The 21,011-nt window shown below is 44.0% G+C and carries 11 protein-coding genes; 8 read left to right on the forward strand and 3 right to left on the reverse strand.

Translation table 11 applies throughout. The features are described from left to right. Window positions 1-52 precede the first annotated feature (52 nt). Entirely contained in the window at window positions 53-1,531 is a 1,479-nt protein-coding gene (locus V144x_RS22370) for a MotA/TolQ/ExbB proton channel family protein (protein ID WP_144988350.1), read from the reverse strand. A gap of 578 nt (window positions 1,532-2,109) precedes the next feature. Here V144x_RS22370 and V144x_RS22375 point away from each other — a divergent pair. Beyond that, complete coding sequence (locus tag V144x_RS22375; RefSeq protein ID WP_144988352.1) at window positions 2,110-6,129, forward strand: hypothetical protein; 4,020 nt, start codon at window positions 2,110-2,112, stop codon at window positions 6,127-6,129. 92 nt (window positions 6,130-6,221) lie between these two features. Here the strand turns inward: V144x_RS22375 and V144x_RS22380 are convergent, their stop codons facing one another. Both V144x_RS22380 and V144x_RS22385 read right to left on the reverse strand, forming a co-directional pair. Beyond that, on the reverse strand, window positions 6,222-8,333 hold the full coding sequence (locus V144x_RS22380) for an elongation factor G (protein ID WP_144988354.1): 2,112 nt from the start codon (window positions 8,331-8,333) through the stop codon (window positions 6,222-6,224). Window positions 8,334-8,716: 383 nt separating this feature from the next. Then, on the reverse strand, window positions 8,717-9,997 hold the full coding sequence (locus tag V144x_RS22385) for a DUF4013 domain-containing protein (RefSeq protein WP_144988356.1): 1,281 nt from the start codon (window positions 9,995-9,997) through the stop codon (window positions 8,717-8,719). A 310-nt stretch (window positions 9,998-10,307) separates the two neighbouring features. Between V144x_RS22385 and V144x_RS22390 the strand changes: the two genes are divergently transcribed. The 7 genes from V144x_RS22390 to V144x_RS22420 all read left to right on the forward strand — a co-directional run bounded on the left by V144x_RS22390 (window position 10,308) and on the right by V144x_RS22420 (window position 21,008). Beyond that, window positions 10,308-11,948: a DUF1549 domain-containing protein gene (locus tag V144x_RS22390; RefSeq protein WP_144988358.1), complete on the forward strand. Its 1,641-nt coding sequence runs from the start codon at window positions 10,308-10,310 to the stop codon at window positions 11,946-11,948. Between the two features lie 3 nt (window positions 11,949-11,951). Beyond that, window positions 11,952-13,220, forward strand: a complete 1,269-nt coding sequence (locus tag V144x_RS22395) for a DUF1501 domain-containing protein (RefSeq protein WP_144988360.1) — start codon at window positions 11,952-11,954, stop codon at window positions 13,218-13,220. 184 nt (window positions 13,221-13,404) lie between these two features. After that, window positions 13,405-14,679 carry an outer membrane protein assembly factor BamB family protein gene (locus tag V144x_RS22400; RefSeq protein ID WP_144988362.1) on the forward strand — a complete coding sequence of 425 codons (1,275 nt, stop codon included), beginning with the start codon at window positions 13,405-13,407 and terminating at the stop codon, window positions 14,677-14,679. Between the two features lie 120 nt (window positions 14,680-14,799). Then, window positions 14,800-15,675 (forward strand): prephenate dehydrogenase, encoded by an 876-nt coding sequence (locus V144x_RS22405; protein ID WP_144988364.1) that lies wholly within the window; start codon window positions 14,800-14,802, stop codon window positions 15,673-15,675. A gap of 114 nt (window positions 15,676-15,789) precedes the next feature. After that, the gene (purL, locus tag V144x_RS22410; RefSeq protein ID WP_144988366.1) at window positions 15,790-18,705 is read left to right on the forward strand and encodes a phosphoribosylformylglycinamidine synthase subunit PurL; all 2,916 of its coding nucleotides are present in this window, start codon (window positions 15,790-15,792) and stop codon (window positions 18,703-18,705) included. Window positions 18,706-19,054: 349 nt separating this feature from the next. Beyond that, window positions 19,055-20,131 carry an AAA family ATPase gene (locus V144x_RS22415; RefSeq protein WP_144988368.1) on the forward strand — a complete coding sequence of 359 codons (1,077 nt, stop codon included), beginning with the start codon at window positions 19,055-19,057 and terminating at the stop codon, window positions 20,129-20,131. After that, a complete protein-coding gene (locus V144x_RS22420; RefSeq protein WP_197998583.1) occupies window positions 20,097-21,008 on the forward strand; it encodes a DUF58 domain-containing protein in 912 nt (303 codons plus the stop codon). Before V144x_RS22415 ends, V144x_RS22420 begins: the two co-directional genes overlap by 35 nt. The last annotated feature ends 3 nt before the right edge of the window (window positions 21,009-21,011 follow it).

Below are 21,011 nucleotides of genomic sequence, written 5' to 3' on the forward strand. Positions count from 1 at the left end.
TAGACTTCGTTCAGTATGAAATAAATAAGAATCGCAACATCCGTTTTCAATATCAAGCAGCATTGTTTCGATTTGATCGAGCTGTGAGTAGATGTACTGCCGCACTTAAACTATGCAAAGTTTCTTCAAAAGTCTCTGCTGCACGAATTGCATCCAGATTTTCATTTAATCTATTTTGTAAACCAACAAGATGCTCTTCCTGGCCAACTATTTTCAAGAGGTTTTCACTCTGCGAATTGAGAGCTTCAATCTGTAAAGTCGAAACTTCAGATGTTTCTTTCAACTGATGATTCCACTGTCTGACTTCACCAGCTATTTCTTTAGTGGCTTCCTCGATTTGTAATGTCTGTCGTGTTTGTGCCGATATCACATCCTGATGGACTTCGTTCCAAATCTGGGCCAGATGCTTTGAAAACTGACTGTTCGATTCTTTCTGTGTTTCCTGCCAGCGAGTCATCATGAGCTCAATTTGTTCGGTAGTGGATTGATAGGCACTCAGGAACTCGTTACGCAATGATTCCAATTGTGAAGAGTGAGTATCTAGAGTATTTGACATTCCTTGCTGCATCGAATGATCAAAATTGACTTGTTGCCGCTCCATTACCTCGTTCCAGCGACTCCGCAATGACTCCAGGTTTTGCTGCCAAAGCTCTGTTTGGCGCTGTATCATTTCTTCTGTACTCTGAACCAATTGCTGGGCTGCCTCTGCTTCTGCTAGCTCTAACGGACTAACAGACTTTTCTGAAACACTCATACAAGTCGCAATATTTTGAATACCAAACAGCTCAATTTTCTCAAGTTGTTTTTGTTCCATTCGTTCAACAACAAAAGTCGAAAAGACCAAAACCAAAGACAAACCCAGTGCCAATGCCGTCGTATCAAAGGCAACCGCTAATCCACCAGTTACTTCTGATAGAGAGGTATCCAGTTGATCGGGTGTCACATTGGCAATTGCGATCGTGATACCAATTACCGTTCCCAGAAATCCGATAATGGGAACTGCCCAGGTAATTGTTCGAATGAGAGAATAGCTGGCATGCATCTGCTCAGATGCCAGTTCCGCGAGATACTTGAGATGCTCATCAAGATCCTGAACAGACCTTCGTGCTTTCACATAGGAAACTACATCCTGTAGTCTTTTGCCAAGATAAGTCTCTCCAATCCAACCGGGAAGAATTTCAACCTGATCCTCAAAAACATCAATTCGCTCGTTAATGTCTTCAACTTCACCTATCGTTTCCCAATCAATGTTTGTTTCTGTTAATGATTTATTCTGGCCATGCATACCGATGCCCTTCACACCGATAATTGCCATACCAATAAAGAAGAGAGCAGTCGTTGCGTATTCAAGCGGATGACTACAAAAATACCGTTCTACGAGCGCCTGATATAAAGGAAGATGTGGAATCAGCGCGTAAAATCCAAAGGTGGCAGCTGTCCCCCAAAAAAGGGGAGATTTCAGGACTGCTTTTGACCAATTCAACAAGTGATCTTCTTTTTCACTTTTCGTCAGCAATTCTGCATGTTCCATCTGTATGCTCACATCCTAAAAGGCACGGGTGCTCTATCGAACTTAGTGTTTGGATTTAACCCCATAGGGGTCGTACCGTTTGAGGTCCATCACCTTCTTGCGAAAGCCGATAAACTCGTGGTAATACCTAAAAAACTGGTGATAATGAACTCTTATCAGAGTTTTGTGATCAGAGTCGATTTTGATTCCATTTATGGAAAATCACTCAATTACCTGTCACTTGAGTAATACGCATATTCGTTATAATCGACATATTGTGACATCCAAGTTGAAGAAAAGTTCGGTCTCACGTTGAGAAGGAAAAAGTAATCAAATCCATCCACATGAACACTATCTAATATAGGCAAAACCGATGATGAGTTCTTTGATGAATATTTTTCGATAAACTGCTTTGACAATTGAAGTTAGAATTCACAAACTGGATGCCGTTTTGACTCCAAACTACTAAAAAGAAAAATTGCTTCAGGGATTCAGTCTTTTTGGACTGTTCACGAAGGAAACAGGCTGTTTTACTGCTGATTGGTAGTTGTCTTTGTTCATTTTATTATTTTCTGATTCAAACATTCACGTTTGCTAATATGACTACATCGCGAAATCATAGCTCGGGACAAAATTCATTACCTACCGTTGATAAACTGATCACACGGGAGATTTTGGGATATCTGAATTTTTCCAATGGAAAACCTGATCCCAAGTTTCGCTTTAACTGGAATCAACTCTTTTCCGAATTAGATAGGCTTCCTTCTGCAGAAATACTCTACTCGCTTTTGTCCTCTGAACTGAATGCACTCAAAGGCACAACTCCGGCTTTCCAGGAAATCAAGCAGGCGGAAAATGTGCTTCGAATCGCTTTCAAGGAATGCCTGCCTCAATACAAGCAGCATCATCGCGATTTGTTATTTCATGTCACAGAACAAGAGTTTTTACAGCCTTATTTTTTGGCAGTTCTGTTTGAAGCGATCCTCGAACAGGAAACTCCCTGGGAATCAGACGCACATGTCATTCAAGGGGCGATTGATAAACTAAATGATTTTGTCGGTTTTCGACCTGTAGCAATTCTTGAGAATAACCAAAAAATGCAGGTTTACCCGCATGAGAAATTTCGCCCTATTCCTCTCTACTTTCGTGAAAGCGGTGTTGCCTGTGGAAGATATCAGCGATTAATCGAATTCACCCTTAAGACGTTACAATCCACCCCGAACGATCTGTTGCACCAGGCGCATTTTGGACTGGATAAAATGGATGAAATCGCTATTGATTTACGTGCACACGATCACCTGCATCCCGTTAATAAACGAACCAACTATATGTTTGGGGAATGGGATCCCCACACCATAGACAACCAGGGTTACTATCGTCGGTTTATTATCCGTAAATTAATTCTTGACTCATTGTTAGCCTGGATCGACGAAAACAAAGAGCTGCCTCTGCAAGAACGCTTACAGGATGCTGCCGCTGTCTTGAGTGGTACTATGCTGATGGCGTCTTCGATTAGTGGATCAGGGCCAGATACTCATTCTAGTGAAACCAGCTTAACGTCACTACTTCCTAAAGTCGCCCGGCAGCGTGATGACTATTACAATCGACTATTGGCTTCTGCTTCAGGACAGCGTGCAGAAAGGCTACTGAAAGAAGCAAAACAGTCACAACAACCGTTTGGACACATACGTCATTATCTGAATTTACATTTAGCACGTTACGGAGCGCAACAGGTACAGCATCGCCAGCTTTCAAGGATTTATGCACGCATGGGTTTCGCAACAGCGGCTCGTTGTGAAGCCGCTGTTATTCCGTGCACTTCAGTTCGATTCGAGTGTGAAATCCAATGGAGAGTGACCTTGGTTCACCTTCATTTAGAACGATATGAACTAGAAGAAGCCTGGAATCTCATACCCGAAATAGAGGATTTTTTAACAAGGGGTATCGAATGCGGAGCATTAATTGACCCCTGGAATATCTTAGGGTTTCAAGGTTTATTTCCGCTTTTCATTTCTCGTGAAGACAGCATACCTGATCAACGTAGCGAAGTCCTCCTTGATCTGATGGAAGAAATTTTTTCTGCCTATTCAGCAACTCTCAGTGAAGCGGCTGCTCAAGGAAACAATAAGCTCAAACTTCAAATTTCTGATCGTTTTCAAAAATTGGCAGAGAAATGGGATCGCTATGCCACAACTACGGTTGAAGATTTACCTCAGGTCAATGGTCAGGACTCATTTGAATCAGCGGCACATGTTTCGCAAATTCTGACAGAGTGGAAGAACGGAGGAGAATCTGTAGGAGATATCTCATTCTGGAGACAGCACGTTGACCGGTTCGAATCTGCAAAAGCATATGCATTAACGGTCGATGCACTCTTGCAAAAACGAGACCATGTCGCTGCTATCGGGCTAATCATGCAATGGCTCAGTCAAGTTGATCAAACCGGACTTGAATCGGGACCTTATTCGATTCATGCCGTACTACTACAATGGATGCGTCAACTCACATCCAACCTTGATCCGAATACGATCGCAGGAAACTGTCATTCCATTCGCAAGATGTTCGATTATCTGGAAGCCAATGCTGCCGATTATTGGTCGGTGCCTCGTTTTGACGCAGTCTTACCTGCTCCTGAAAAAGAAATTGAAGATCCTTTCGAAGATAATCTTGAAGATCAGGACGAGGAAGATTCTCTGTTCGATGCCGCATATGAAAATGTCACATTTCGAGACAGTGCCGACGATGGTGTCCAAGGTGAGATGATGGACTCTGGATACTCATCCAGTAACTCTGAAATCGAATCTATCAATCGGCAACTGGAACCACGACTCAAGTTTTTGAATACACTTTCTCAACTTTGGCAAATCTCAGCAGCCTTTTTCTGTGAATCAGAGATCATCCTGCATAAAGAACAAGCCGATAACTCCCAACTTAAAGAACAGCCACAGTTGTTTGACCTTTCAACCAAACAGTCCATCGAAGGCTGGATCCAACATACCGAACACTTGCAACAGGAATTAGTGGTTTTACTCAACTCAATTTGGAATTATCAAATTCCTAAACCGAGTGGAGATCATGATTCAAATATTGAATATGATTTACAGCTCCAGACAAAATTTTATTTGATGCATGCCATTATCATAACAACGGTCAATTGTCGTTCTGCAAGGTTAATGCTGCTCTCTACACTTCCAAAGTCCGAGTCAGAACCAGAACTTACGGAAAATGAGAAAATACTGGTTCCCATCTATCGCGGAGTACTCACTCGAGACATCGACCTGGTGCAAAAAGAATTTCCAACATTTTTGAGTCACATTTCAGAGACGCCACTTCTATATACTCCCCTGGATCAAGGCGGAAAACCAAATGTTGTTCTGAAAGTTCGGTCATTGCAAATGATCTTACGGTTTCTACTATCACAGTTACCCAGTTTGGGAATGCTACGTGAAACCTGGCAATTATTAAAAACCGTATACCGAATGGAGCGTTCTTCACGTCCGGAAGGGATTGCAGTGAGTGAATTTGATCGCCTCTTTAGAACGGCGTTGAGAAGTTCCCTCTCAGCAATTATTCGATCGGCACATGCTTGGGATTCTGAGCAATTGGACGATGAAAAATTGATTGATATTGCAGGAAAACTCGTCGAAAAATATCGAGAACAATGGCTCAAACATAGTCGCACAATGCGACTTTCCAGTGCCGAAGCGTTGAATCAGGAATTTGTCTGGATGGAAGTGAAACAGTTCATCCAACAGTATGGATCGGAATTGTTCCACGCCCAATATCTCACGCTGGGAAATCTGCGGGCCATTCTACATAACGGAATCGAACAATACCTGAATTACTTGGCAGAGTACCATGAACCTGCCAAGCCTATGCTTCTGCTCACTGATCTTGAAGAGGGTGAAATTGACATGGATGAAGCAGTGTCTAATCTCAAGGTCATCTTCGATTCCGTTGTTGATAAATTCGATCGATTCGTAGAGTACAATAGCACAACCACTCAATCAGACTACGGCGAAATGTTCTACTGTTTGTTAGACTTTTTACGTATCGAAGCCGCTTATGAACGTGATGATTGGAAAATGGTCCCATTGTTGATCGCCCATAAAGTTCTCGCCCAAGAAGACCGCAACGAATCAGCATTAATTTGGGAAGCCGTCTTTGAAGCAAACTCTGAAGAGATTGCAAAAAAACATTTGAAAAAACTGAAACAAACCGAATCGGAATACAAAATTAATCTCCCACTGATTTCAGATCACCTGAATGAGAGATTTGTTAAACCATTGGCGGTAAACCGAATGATGGCACTTGTACCCCGTGCCATGAAAGATGCCCGTAATGGAAACGAAGACTCTGCTGCTTTTTCGATTCTCAGAGAGGAAATCGAACGTTACCTGGCATCTACAATCGGTTCAGGAATTGATGTGCCTGACTGGATGAGAAATCTGGAAGATGAAATTGATCGATTAGACGAAAAAGTCACCAGTGAGCAGTATGACATCGAAACAGAAATTAAACTGTCACCAGTTCCAATGTCTCTCGATGATATCAAAAAACAACTGAAATTATGGAATCAACCACTGGCTCGCAATCGAAAGAAAAAGAAAAAAGAGTAAACACAAGACTCTTGCAAGCAATGAGCTGTGATCCCCGCCACAGTGAAGCAATCACTGTGGCGAGGAGAAAACTGCGTTGGACTTAAGCCATCTTACTCCTTGGGTTTGTTGAGCAGTTCGACGATTTTTCCCTGTTCATTAGGTGGAATCATTTCGTAATGACTTAATTCAATATCATAAGTGCCTCGTCCTCCGGTCATACTGGAAAGAGTGCGGGCGTAAGTCATCACCTCAGCTAGCGGGACGCGCGCCTGAATAATTTCGTAACCACCTGGAGAAACCTGCATGCCTTCCATTCGTCCTCGTCGACTGGAAAGATCGCTGCTGATATCTCCCACATTTTCTTCAGGGATGAGTATTTCGATTCGAACAATTGGTTCCAGCAAAGCAGGCCGTGCTTTTTCAAATAACTCGGCAAAGCACTTACTCCCTGCAATTTTGAAAGCTGTTTCGTTACTGTCTACGGGATGGTCCTTGCCGAAGAAGACTTCACAAATTAAATCTTGTGCTTGACAACCTGCAATCACGCCTTGTTTCATCCGCTCCCGCACTCCTTTTTCAACAGCGGGAATGAACTGATTCGGAATGGAACCTCCTGAAATCCGGTCAACAAAAGCAAAATTGAGGTCAGGATCATAATGGTATGATCGGAGATGATCAAAATTCGCTTTTGTAAAATATTCTTCCGGATTAACATCGGGCGGCATCGGAGAAACTTTGAGGTGAACCTCGGCAAATTGCCCTGCCCCTCCGGATTGTTTTTTGTGTCGATAGCTACCCTCGACAGTTCCCATAATCGTCTCTCGATAGGGAACTTTAGGCTGATGCGTAACCACTTCTACCTTGTCGCGATGTAAGAGGCGTTCTTGTACGATTTTCAGGTGCAACTCACTCATTCCCTGCATAACCATTTCATGTGTTTCTTCATCATGGACGACATGAAACGTCTGGTCTTCTTCTTCAATTTTGTGCAGTGCCCCCGAGATTTTCTGCTGATCATTCTGACTCTTCGGCTCTACTGCTAAACCTACAACGGGATGAGGAAATTTGATCTCAGGCAATGATAACCCATCACCGTTCGCATCTGCGGTAATCGTATCCCCCAGTTTTAAATCATCGACTTTAGCCACAGCGAAGATATCTCCCACGGAAACTTCTTCAACGGGTTCCTGTTTTCCTCCCTGCACATCAAGAAATTGATTTAATCTGACTGGTTTCCCGGTACGAACATTAACGACAGAGGAATCTTTACTCAGCTTACCGGAAAAGACTCTTAAATAGTTCATTCTTGAAATGAAAGGATCAATGCGTGTTTTAACAACCTGCGCGACAAACGGTTGATCAGGAGAGGGATCGAGCACCACTGAACGACCATCTTTAGTCTCCTCCATTCGTTGAATATCTTGTGGACATAATGTGTAGTTCGACATTGCATCCATAAATTCAGTAACGCCAACACCGGTTTTGGCGCTCATGAATAATACGGGAATCAAAGTTCCTGCAGCCATTGCTTTCGGTATATTCTCGGACAATTCTTGAGCATTGAGCTCATCACCATCAAAAAATCGTTCCAGTAGCGTTTCATTCGATTCTACGATTGCTTCAATCAAAGCCTGACGCGTTTCCTCTGGATCTCCTAACACGCCGTCTCCTGGCGCATTAGAGTTTTTCACAAGATCATATACGGCACTAAAATCGGCTCCCAATCCAACCGGCAGGTTAATTGGTATGCAATGAGAGCCAAATGTTTCTCGAATAGAAGATAACAAAGAATCATAATCTATATTATCTGCATCACATTTATTGAGGACAATCATACGGGCAATGCCAGCTTCCTGTGACATTTTAGAAACTCGCAAAGCATTGATTTCGACTCCATGGCCAGCGTTCAGTAAAATGATAGCCGTCTCGACAGCACGCAGTGCACCAGAAACTTGCCCTATAAAATCAGGGTAACCTGGTGTATCTATGAGATTAATATGGTGACCGCCATAGTCGAAATGAATTAGCGTCGAAGCGATGGAAATCCGATGGTCGATCTCTTCCTCATCAGTGTCCAACTGACTGGTACCATCATCTACAGAACCTAATCGTGTAGAGGCGCCAGATTGATAAAGCAAAAGGTCGGCTACAGTTGTTTTGCCAACAGCCCCGTGGCCGACCAATGCCACATTCCTTACGTCATCAACCTTGTATTCATTCATCGCTCGTCCTGCCTTTTAAAAAAATGGCGGGGCGTATTGTCTCTGTTCCGTTAAAGGCAACACGCTTAGCCAGGAAATGATGCGAACGTGTGCCGGGGAAAAGAACTTTTCCCTGACATATCCTTAAACCAGTTTTCCTTGAGAAAACTGGACCAGTCTTGCGATAAATTCTCATTTGTGTGCTACACACACTTATATTTTATCCTATTGTTCCTCTAACAAAAGGATAACTTTTGGGTTTCTAAAAGGCGAAAGGATTTTCTGAAAAATAGACTTGCAATCAGAAATAACCCTACATGCCTTAAAATAGGTAGAAGAAAGAAGCCTGCAAATAGAAAGTGGATTTTCGCAAGACGAGCTGATAACGCGGCTTAAAGGCCAATTTAGAATGGAACTGGTAATAAAAATAAATGGTGCTCAAGAAGAACTCCACTTCCATGAACTCCAATAAACTGTGTAAAGAACACAATAAATACATAGACTGCCAAAAGCGGTAGTACGATGGTGCGACTCAACCAACGCCAGCCAAACCAGGCATTTTTTGTCCGGGAAGAAGCACGATAATACACCCAGCCTAAGAGAAGTTTTGTGGGATAGATGGTCGCCACAAAAATCAAAGTAATTCCCCAAACAGCATCTCGGGGTAATGCAGCCACTTTAAACAGATACAACGGTAAAGACAAAACAAAAACCACAATGATCGCCAACATCCATGCTATCGGCGTACGTTTAAATTTGCTTCTGATCGTTCGCAATTCAAACATTGCAGAGAACCGATTCTCTGCTGCAAAATGGGCCTGCAGCAAAGGCAACCAGCCAAGTACAATCACAAGACTCGCTCCTCCTAACAAGGTGATCAAGACGGAAATCCCTTTATTACTCTCAGGAGAACTGGTAGCCGCTAACATCAACGAAGGAATGACCAACCATATGAACGCTCCCAGGAAACCTCGTAAACCCAAAGAAAAATTCTGCCCCAGTTTGAGAGAGGCAACAAATGAACTGACATTAAGCGCTGCCCTGTCGAAGTAACCACCAGCACGAATCTGTTTAATTAACCAAATCGCATTTTTGAGAGGACGAATAAAACAGGAAAAAGTCCCCCCTCTTGCTAATGCAAGACAGAGATGAATCGCGATTAAAATGGATGCCAGTAATGTGAGAGCGTGTAATGTCTGGTCAGAAGGCCCACCCAGTTCAATCAATCTGGCATCTGCAGCGGCTCCTGCCAGTAATAACAATGGTATTAACCATAGTGTCACACCAATGACAATCGTTCCCATACGAGGGGCGATGTCTAATAGAGGAAACGCCAGGCGAATCTTGCCGGTTCGCGCAACGCGTCCTTCAACATCCAACAGATACCCCAAAGCGATAAAATTGACTAAGGGAACAGCCGCAATCAGCGCTAGAAAAATAACCAGACAAACAATGCCAAACGTCATTCGCATCATCCAGAAGGCAGCTTTAATCGGATGTCGAAATAGATGGGGAAAAGGGGGAATATTTCCTACAACTTCGTCAGGATAAAACTGGTCAACCTCAATCGACGCAGTCTCAACTTCAACGTCTTCTGAAATAAAATCCTCTACTTCAAACGCAGTTACCAACTTGCCCGTTTGTGAATCCTCATAATCGTTATCTTGCGCGGAATTTTCGTTCACAAGATGCTCCGTCTGTTTCTTAGAAATTCGGGACGCTGATTTTAAATTTAAGGTTTTCCCAGAATCGGCATGGTTTTTCAAAGTATCACCTGTATATAGGTAAGTCCAACATATAACAGATATTTATCACTGTATCGAGAATTAACGCGGCAATATTCTCCGCAGCTCTCTTAATGGTACTCAGAAAAAAGTCCTAAGTTTCAATAATTGGCTGAAACTTTCGAATTACCGATCTGGTATGATTACATGAAAGCGTGATTGAGTCTCTCAACCGCTGCCTTGTCATTCACATTTATTCAGAGATCATTTCATGAAGCAGAACATTCTCAAGTGGAAAGCTGTTTGCCTGCCGCTCTGTGTTGTAGCTCTGGTTATTACTCTGGTGACGTGGGCGTCCAGTAGCCCTATCAAGAACTCTCCCAAAGCTCCCGTGACCATAGAGGGAAACCCCTTCCAAAATACTGTGAAACAAGTTGACCAGTTTTTTGAAGAGCAATGGTCAGAAAGCAACATCACTGTATCAGAAACCACAGATGACCTTAACCAAATAAGAAGACTTTCTCTTGCCTTGCATGGAACTGTTCCCTCGTTGGAAGAAATCCGCGAGTTTGAACAAATGGAGGGAAACGATCGATTAGAACGCTGGACTCAAAAACTATTAGCAGACCGACGATTCGCCGATTACTTTTCTGAACGACTGGCCCGTGCTTTTGTAGGTGTAGACCAAGGTCAGTTTATCATATTCCGCCGTGATCGTTTCAAAGCCTGGTTGAGCGAACAGATTGAAGCGAATACACCGTATGATGAACTGGCAAAAACTCTGATTTCAGGAGAGGGTCTTTGGACCGGTGATCCCGAGACAAACTATATTACTGCCGCCTCTGCTGACGGAAATCTTGATCGTAACAAGTTAACGGGAAACACAGTACGCGCCTTTCTGGGACAGCGTATCGATTGTGCGCAATGCCATGACCATCCCTTTGACCACTGGAAACAATCCGACTTTGAAGGACTCACCGCCTTTTATGGGCAAGTCGAAGTTCAACTATTTGGAGTCAGACAGAACGAAGATTTAAAATATGAAGTAGAAGATCGAGAAACATTGGAAAAACGTGTTGTTTCTCCTCAAGTTCCATTTCTTAATGAATGTCTGCCTCAAGAGGGAACGCTTCGTGAAAAACTGGCGGCCTGGGTAACACACCCTCAAAACCGAAGGTTTGAACGCGCTTCAGCGAATCGTATTTGGGGACTCTTATTTGGAGTGCCATATATTAACCCCGTTGATGACCTTCCAGCTCCGACAGACCTTTCGGAATTTCCTCCTGATGTACTCGATATTCTGGGGAAGGATTTTCGTGAAAACGGTTATGATATCAAACGGATGATTCAAATCATTGTTGCTTCAAAACCATTTCGGCTGTCTTCGCAATCAGAAAGTCGTGTATCTGAAGAAGAGGTAGAACGATTGAATGATTCCTGGGCTCTGTTTCCACTAGTCCGATTACGTCCCGAACAAATTATCGGTTCAATGCTTCAGGCATCATCGTTAAAGACAATCGATCAGAACTCCAATTTATTTATGCGAGGTCGCCGGTTCTTCTCTGAAATCAACTTTATTAATGAATATGGTGACTTGGGCAGTGATGAATTAAATGATTTCCCTGGAACGATTCCTCAAGCATTACTTAGAATGAATGGTGAATTTGCCCAAGATAACGGCACTGCTTCCCCACTGAACTCCGTAGGACGCATAGCGGGATTAGATTTTTCAGACGAAAAACGAATCGAAACCTGTTTTTTAGTCTGCCTGACCCGTACCCCCACCCCTTCTGAAAAAGACTACTTTTTAAAACAGTATCAGGCCACTCAGAATCAAAACGACCGTATTAAAGTGACGGAAGACCTCTTTTGGTCTTTATATAATTCACCTGAATTTTCCTGGAACCATTGAGCCATGTTTGATCCCATCTCTCTATCAGGCAAAATGAATCGCCGCGACTTATGTAAAATTGCTGTTGGTAGCACGCTCTCATTTGCACTACCCGGCTTCGATTTCAAAGCAGCTGAAAAACGCGGCCCAGAACGGCGGAAATCGGTCATCATCCTCTGGATGGGAGGCGGCCCTAGCCAGTTGGAAACCTGGGATCCTCATCCCGGTACAAAAATTGGTGGTCCAGGAAAAGCAATTAAAACGACAATGCCTGGACTGCAAATTTCCGATATGTATCCGCTGCTCGCCGAACAGCTCGAATCCATGTCAGTCATTCGCTCCATGGTCTCAAAAGAAGGCGATCACGAGCGCGGAACGAAATACTTCAAAACGGGTTACCGCCCTGAACCAACAACAGTCTACCCTGCACTAGGTGCGATTATCACACATCAAGCCCCTAACCCAGATCTTGAAATACCTCAACATATTTCTTTAGGTAACACCGAATTCCCAGCACGCGGCGGCTATCTCGGAGGACATCTGGATGCATTCCGTGTTCGTGATCCTGGAAAAAACATTGGTAACATGCGCGCCCGTGTTGAACCGCCAAGACAAAATCGACGGCTGAAAAACTTAAATATTGTCTCACAGGCATTCCAAAAGGGAAGAACGATCCAAACGCAAAAAACATTGCACCAATCAACTATCGATCGTGCTTTGACAATGATGAGTTCTGAACAGCTTAATGCATTAGAAATTGACAAAGAGCCAGAGTCTGTTCGTAAAGCCTACGGAGATTCTCCCTTTGGACGAGGTTGTTTGGTGGCACGCAGGCTCGTTGAACAAGGAGTCCATTCTATTGAGGTCAACCTTCGTGGCTGGGACAGCCACGCGAATAATTACACGGGACACCAAACTCAGGCCGCGATGCTTGACCCTGGATTTTCAAGCTTGTTAAAAGATCTCAAATCCAGAGACCTTTTGGATTCTACTATTGTCTTGTGTATTGGCGAGTTCGGCAGAACTCCCAAAATCAATCCGCTGGACGGTCGAGACCATTGGCCCACCGGGTTTTCCTGTATCGTGGGAGGTGGAGGAATCAAAGGCAATGTGATCATTGGAGAAACGGACCCTACAGGCAAAGAAAAGAAACCAGCAGAACCAGTTCAAATTCAGGATTTGTACGCCACTATTCTCCAAAAATTGAATATCGACTACACCAAAGAGTTAATCTCACCCATTGGTCGTCCACTGGCACTCAGCGATGGAAATCCTATCAAAAAACTGATTTAAATTTGTTAAATTAATCTCCAAAAGCTCTGTTCACTAAACATAAATTCCACCAAAACTCGAAAAAGACTTGCCTGAGAGAGTAATTCCCTCTAATTTGATGAAATAACGAAACCAGCCTGCGAGATCGTTGTTTCATTACTTAGCATGAAATCTCCTTCCTTCGACTTTTCAATGGAATTTGAACATGAACCGCGTTTGCTCTTTAGTGATTCTGTTATTCATCTCTTCAATCGGAAGTATTTCTGAGTCTCAAGCCGCAGACTGGTCACAGTTTCGTGGGCCATCCGGAAATGGCATTTCTACTTCAACTGGCCTACCCACTGAGTGGAGTGCTGACAAAAATATCACTTGGAAAACAAAGCTTCCCGGCCATGGATCTTCCAGCCCCGTGTTATTTGGCAATCAAGTCTTCCTCACCGCTTACTCAGGGTATGGCTTGAAAGTTGACGATGAAAGTAACCCGAATGAATTGCGATTACACGTGATTGCTGTTAACCGTGAGAACGGCGAAATCATGTGGGATGAATCGGTTCCTCCCTTGAATCAGGTTCAGAAAATCACAAAACGAATTGTCGACCATGGCTACGCCAGTGGTACACCTGCCTGCGATGAAACCGGAGTCTATGCATTTTTTGGAACATCGGGCGTTGTTGCTTACGACTTAAAAGGCAAACTCAAATGGAGAGCCGATGTCGGTGATGGGACAGCTGGCTTTGGCTCTGCCTCTTCACCGATTCTCTACAAAGACTTTGTCATTGTGAATGCCAGCATAGAAAGTGACACAGTTTATGCTTTACATAAAAAAACGGGTGATGTTGTCTGGAAAGCAGAAAATATTGTGAAGGCCTGGACCACTCCCACGATTGTGGATTTGCCAAATGGAAAACAGGAATTGGTTGTCAATCAGAAATATCAGATTCTAGGATTTGATCCTGATACCGGTGAAAAGCTGTGGACTTGTGAAGGAATCCAAGACTATGTCGTACCAGTTGTGATTCAAAATGAGGGAATTCTCTACTGCCTGGGAGGCCGTAGTAATCGCAGCATTGCTGTTCGCCCCGGCGGGCGTGGTGATGTCACAAAAACACACAAGCTCTGGGAAGTAAATGTCGGTGCTAATGTAACTTCACCTGTTTATTACAGTGGCCATCTCTACTGGGCCAGTGACCGTGGTATTGCCTTTTGTTTGAATGCCGAAAATGGAGAAGTTGTTTACAAAAATCGCCTTCCCACTAAAGGACGACTCTACGCATCCATTGTCCTGGCTGATGAGAAACTTTACATCACTACCCGTGATAACGGAGTTGTTGTTTTGAAAGCAGCACCTGAATATCAGGAACTGGCTCGCAACGAAATCGAGACCGATGAAAACCTGTTCAATGCCTCACCTGCCATCAGTGAAGGTAGTATTTACCTGCGAACCAATGGCTATCTCTATCGGATTGCAAATAATAATTAATAAGCAACACAAGAGATTTCGATTAAACCACTTACAGCATAGTAAGACTTTTCGATCAGGCCATTGATACTGCTATCAAGCTGCTGGAAATCCCAATTCAGGGCTTCTACAATACGAGGCATGACTGAACCAATCACCCAAAATTCATCCCTCTTTAAAACGATCGGTATTGTCGGTGTTGGTCTACTCGGAGGTTCCATTGCCGCAGCTGCACGCAAGAGAAAATTAGCAGAGACTATCTTGGGAGCAGGGCGAAATCCCTCTCGGATGCGCGCTGCTCAACACTCTGGACTCTTAGATCGTGGCACGACCAACATAGCCGAAACCTCAGCACAATCAGATTTAGTGATTGTTTGTACGCCCGTAAATCATATTGCTCATTTTATTCGAACAGTCGCACGAAATAGCCGGCCCGGAACGATTATCACTGACGTCGGAAGCACGAAACAACATATCTGTGAGGAACTCTACGGAACTCTTCCCGAAGGAGTGACGTTTGTTGCTTCCCACCCTTTAGCAGGTTCTGAAAAGACGGGTTTTGAATTCTCAGATCCTGAACTGTTCCAGAACCGCTCCTGTGTCGTAACCCCCGTCGATTCACTACCCCAAGAGGCCGTTAACAAGGTTATACAATTCTGGGAAGCGCTTGGGATGAGTGTACTCAAGACTTCTCCACAAAAACATGATCAAATCCTGGCCGAAACCAGCCATTTGCCTCACGTGGTTTCTTCTGCACTGGCAAGCACACTTGCAGATGAAAATCGGAAATTTACTTCGACCGGTTTTCGTGACACGACCAGAATCGCCGCCGGCGATCCTTCACTCTGGGTTGACATACTCTTAAACAATAGAGAGTCCGTCGTGTCAAGCATCGACAAATACACTCAATCATTGCAATCATTAAGAAACGCCATCGATAACAATGATGAAAATGAGCTTCGCATACTTCTGGAAGTTGGTAAAAGGAACCATGATGCATTAAATTCATCTCAGTAATGGAAATATCTACTCAATTCTCTCAAATACAATTCAATTCAACGGATCAGAAAAAACGGGCCTAAAAAGAGCCGCCTGTTTTTCTGACTCGATCAAACCATAATTGGAATGAACATGCTTTGCGAAGTCGAAATCAAACCTGCCAAAAACCAGAAAGACCGTGAGGGAGCTCGAATCCTTAAAGAGTGCCAAGTCCTTGGTACAAATTCAATTCGTTCGATTCAGACGGCACACTCTTATCTTCTGGAAGGTGAATTAGACCAAAACGGGCTGGAAAAAATTGCCCAGTCTCTGCTGTCAGATCCAATTGTGGAAACATTTGAAATTCGAGTTCTATCGAGCAATTCCACTGACTTATCAGATCCCGATCAATTACTAAGTGTACTCTTCAAACCAGGAGTCACAGACAATGTCGCCAACAGTGCACGGCAAGCGATTCATGACCTGGGTCTCTCTGTTGAAAACGTGGCAACATGTCGCAAATACTGGATCAATTCGGATGCAGCATCTGAAGAAATTGATCGGATGGCTGCAAAGGTACTTTCGAATGATGCCATCGAATATGTCGTTCGTGGCCCTCTGAAAATGGATAGTATCAAACTGGGTAGCGAGTATACCTTCGAACTGGTCACGGTCCCGATACGTTCGATGAATGACAACCAACTGGAAACACTCAGTCGTGAAGGACAGCTTTACTTAAATTTGACTGAGATGCAAACCATTAAAAACTACTATGTCGATCAGGGAAAAGATCCCACTGACATTGAGTTGGAAAGTCTCGCTCAAACTTGGAGTGAACACTGTTCGCATAAAACGTTGGCTGGCCGCATCCATTTTCGCGATGGTGACCGAGACATTCATTTCGAAAATATGCTTAAAGAGACCATCTTTGATGCCACAACTCAAATCCGAAAATCCTTGGGTGATCAAGATTGGTGTGTGAGTGTCTTTGCCGACAATGCCGGTGTGATAACATTCGACGACAAACAAGATGTCTGCTTTAAAGTCGAGACGCATAATCACCCTTCAGCCCTGGAACCCTACGGTGGTGCCAATACCGGGTTAGGTGGAGTAATTCGCGATCCACTGGGAACAGGATTGGGAGGAAAACCAGTTTGTAACACCGATGTTTTCTGTTTCGCTCCACCTGAAATTTCTTATGAAGATCTTCCTGCTGGCGTCTTGCATCCCAAAGCGGTCGCTACAGGGGTGGTTTCAGGTGTACGTGATTATGGAAACCGGATGGGAATTCCCACAGTCAACGGTGCCGTTTACTTTGATGAACGCTATCTCGGGAATCCGCTCGTTTACTGTGGTAACGTTGCAATGTTACCGGTGGGAAAATCAGCTAAGCAGAAAGTACAACCAGGGCATTATATCGTTGCTGTAGGAGGACGCACTGGCCGAGATGGCATTCATGGAGCCACTTTTTCCTCCGCCGAATTGACTTCAGAGAGTGAAACACTCTCCGGAGGCGCCGTACAAATTGGGAATGCGATCACGGAAAAAATGACAATGGACGTCATCCTGGAAGCACGAGATAAATCATTATTTTCCGCGATTACTGACTGCGGCGCAGGCGGTTTTAGCAGTGCTGTCGGCGAAATGGGGGAAGATACGGGAGCGGAAGTCTGGTTGGATCAGTGCCCGTTGAAGTATGCCGGACTTTCTTATACGGAAATTTGGATCTCTGAGGCACAAGAACGAATGGTACTGGCTGTCCCTCCTGAAAACTGGGAAGAGTTTGAACAAGTCTGTTCGAGCGAAGGGGTTGAAGCATCAATCATCGGAAAATTCACAGATACACATCGACTGGTGCTGAAATACCAGGATCAAGTCGTTGGTGATCTGGAAATGTCCTTTTTACATGATGGACGTCCCCCTGTAATTCGTGATGCAGTCTATAAAACACCTGCATTTATTCCGTTAACTCCTTCCGAAAAAGAGAACTACACCAAAGATCTAAAATCGATTTTAGGTTCGCTGAATGTCTGCAGCAAAGAATGGATCATTCGCCAGTACGACCAGGAAGTCCAGGCTGGTAGTGTGATTAAACCATTGGTGGGGATCCAGAATGATGGCCCCTCAGATGCAGCCGTTGTCCGTCCCGATCTCTCTTCTGTGCGTGGTCTGGTAATTTCTTGTGGGATGAATCCACGTTATGGAGATTTAAACACACACTGGATGGCGGCATCAGCGATTGATGAAGCGATAAGAAATTGTGTGGCTGTCGGAGCAGATCCAGAAAAGATTGCGATTCTCGATAATTTCTGCTGGGGAAACACAGACCGTCCAGAAACTCTGGGAAGCCTGGTAGCTGCTGCCCTTGCCTGTCAGGAATTCTCTATCGCATATGGCTCCCCCTTTATCAGCGGAAAAGACAGCCTATATAACGAGTTTTCATATGAAAACGAACAAGGTGAGAAAGAAACGGTTGCGATTCCTCCTTCGCTCTTGATTAGTGCCATCGGACAAATTGACAATGTAAGCAAAGCAGTCACGATGGATCTCAAAGCCCCAGGCAATCGTATTTTCCTCGTTGGTTCAACTCAGGACGAACTGGGAGGGAGTCACTTTGCTCTCGTGAATCATTTGGAAGGGGGTGACGTTCCGCAGGTCGACAAAGAACAAGCCCCAGAAGTATTCAAGGCGCTACATGCAGCGATGCAAAAGCAACTAATAAGAAGTTGCCATGATTTAAGTGAAGGAGGCCTGGCAGTCGCAGCGGCTGAAATGTCGTTTGCAGGTGGGTATGGAATGAAGCTGGATGTCGCTCGACTTCCTGAAGCACTGGAGCTTTCGACTGCCAGCTTACTTTTCTCAGAAAGTAATACGCGGTTTCTGATTGAAGTTGAGTCAGACAAAATTGAAGCACTACAACCTTGCTTTAATGATTTACCTCTGGTTGAAATTGGTGAAGTTGTCAGTAGCAGTCAGTTCACTGTCAAAGGGAAATCAGGAAAAACGGTCATTGATGTAGGCTTAGAAGAGCTAAAAGCAGTTTGGAAAAACCCACTGGCCTGGGACTGATGAATTCAAAAAAACTTTGTGTACAACCTGTATTTTCGATTCAGATATCATTTGCTTTAAACGTTGAAAACACGATCTTCTCAATGATCTCTCCAAGATACGCTAAAATAAGGCTTTTCCACCTGCCACATGCGAGTAAAATGAGTGAAACACACTAAAATTTTAACGCTGGTAACTTGCATCGAGTTTTGAAGTAAATCCTTCCTTTTACAGCCCTTCTTCGATTGGAAGGAAACCCCTGTAATTTATTGATTTATGGTCGCAAAGTCCTATCTCAGGCATTACGATAGAGTTAACGGAACTATCTGCGCCCTGCAGTGTTTACCTTTGTAGAAAGGTGTTAAAACGGATGTCGGAAACGAATCATCATACAAATGACTCTCATGAATTCGAGATTACTCAGGAATCGATCGATAAGCTTAGTTCTGCCTATCAACAGATTCATGGGCAGATGTCGAAAGTTATCGTTGGACAGGATCAAGTCGTAGAACAACTCCTGATTGCCCTTTTTAGTCGAGGTCATTGTTTGCTTGAAGGTGTCCCCGGTCTGGCTAAAACACTGATGATCAGTACTTTGGCACAAAGTCTGTCGATGTCGTTTAGCCGCATCCAATTCACCCCGGACTTGATGCCCGCAGATATCACGGGAACAGACGTCTTACAGGAAAATCGAGAAACAGGCGAACGAGAGTTTCGATTCATCCCGGGCCCCTTATTTCATAATGTTATTCTGGCAGACGAAATTAACCGCACGCCTCCCAAGACACAGGCTGCCTTACTGGAGGCCATGCAGGAACACCAAGTCAGTGTCGGCCAGACGCGGCACGTACTCAGTGATCCGTTTTTTGTATTAGCTACGCAAAATCCCATCGAACAAGAAGGTACCTATTCGTTGCCGGAAGCTCAACAAGACCGCTTTATGTTTAAAGTCTATGTACGATATCCTACATTTGAAGAAGAACGCCAAATAGCCAGACAAACAACTTCTGCGACAAATGAAAAAATTGAGCATGTATTAAATGCAGTAGATGTTCTGGAGATCCAAAAAATCGTCCGTCAAGTTCCTGTTTCAGACCACGTGATTGATTACGCTTTGGCGCTAGTCAGGCAAACCAGAGTGAATGAGCCAGGTACTCCCGATTTCATCAACGAATGGCTCAGCTGGGGTGCCGGGCCCCGCGCTGTACAAAATCTGTTATTAGGCGGAAAAACAAGAGCATTACTGAATGGTCATACGCACGTCTCTACTGAAGATATCAGCGCTTTAGCGGCACCTGTATTACGACATCGAATCGTAACGAACTTCTCAGCCGAGTCGGAAGGAATTTCTTCAGATCGTGTAATTGAGAGACTGATTGATGAGACTCCGTCTAAGGAAGGCGAACTGACGAGTGACCCAAGATTACAGAAAATATTTGCTGCCTGAAGCAATTTCCCGAATTTCTCGATTGGAAATTCGGGCACGTTCAATTGTCGAAGGGTTCCTGTCTGGATTGCACCGTAGTCCTTTTTTTGGTCAATCGGTGGAATTTGCTCAGCACCGTGAGTACGCACCTGGAGATGATGCGCGAAATATTGACTGGAAGGTCTGGTCAAAAACAGACAAATACTACATTAAACAATACGAAGAAGACACAAATTTAAGAACGACATTATTGGTTGATGTCAGTGAGTCGATGCAGTTTGGTACAGGTCCACTCAATAAGTATGAATATGGCTGTACCGCGGCTGCCGCTCTGGCATATCTTCTGTTGAAGCAACAAGATGCAGTTGGTTTGATTACATTTGATGATGCCATTCGTTCCAAAGTTCAGGCATTAAGCAAGCGAAACCACCTAAATGCCTTGCTCACTGCACTGGCAACAGAAAAACCTGCTCAAAAAACTGACATTTTCGACGTATTAAAAGAAGTCGCCGAAACTCGGTCTAAAAAAGGAACCATCGTTCTCATTTCCGACCTGTTTGTGAATCGGGAAAGCCTGTTTAAAGGCTTAAGACTATTACAATATCGGGGACACGATGTGATGTTGTTGCATATTCTAGATGACGAGGAACTCGATTTCAGTTATGCAGGTACAACTCGCTTTGAAGGGATGGAAGAGACCGGAGAACTTGTATGTGATCCTCGTTCTTTAAGAGAGGGTTACCTCGACGCAATGCATGATTTTTTAAATGAAATCAGAAGGCGTTGTGCCAAAAATAAATTTGACTATCAAACAATACGAACCAGTGAATATTTAGACGCAGCTTTAGCACATTATCTCAACCATCGAATTGGTATGCAACAATCCATTAGACAATAAGCA

The sequence above is a fragment of the Gimesia aquarii genome (genome assembly GCF_007748195.1).
Classification (GTDB): domain Bacteria; phylum Planctomycetota; class Planctomycetia; order Planctomycetales; family Planctomycetaceae; genus Gimesia; species Gimesia aquarii.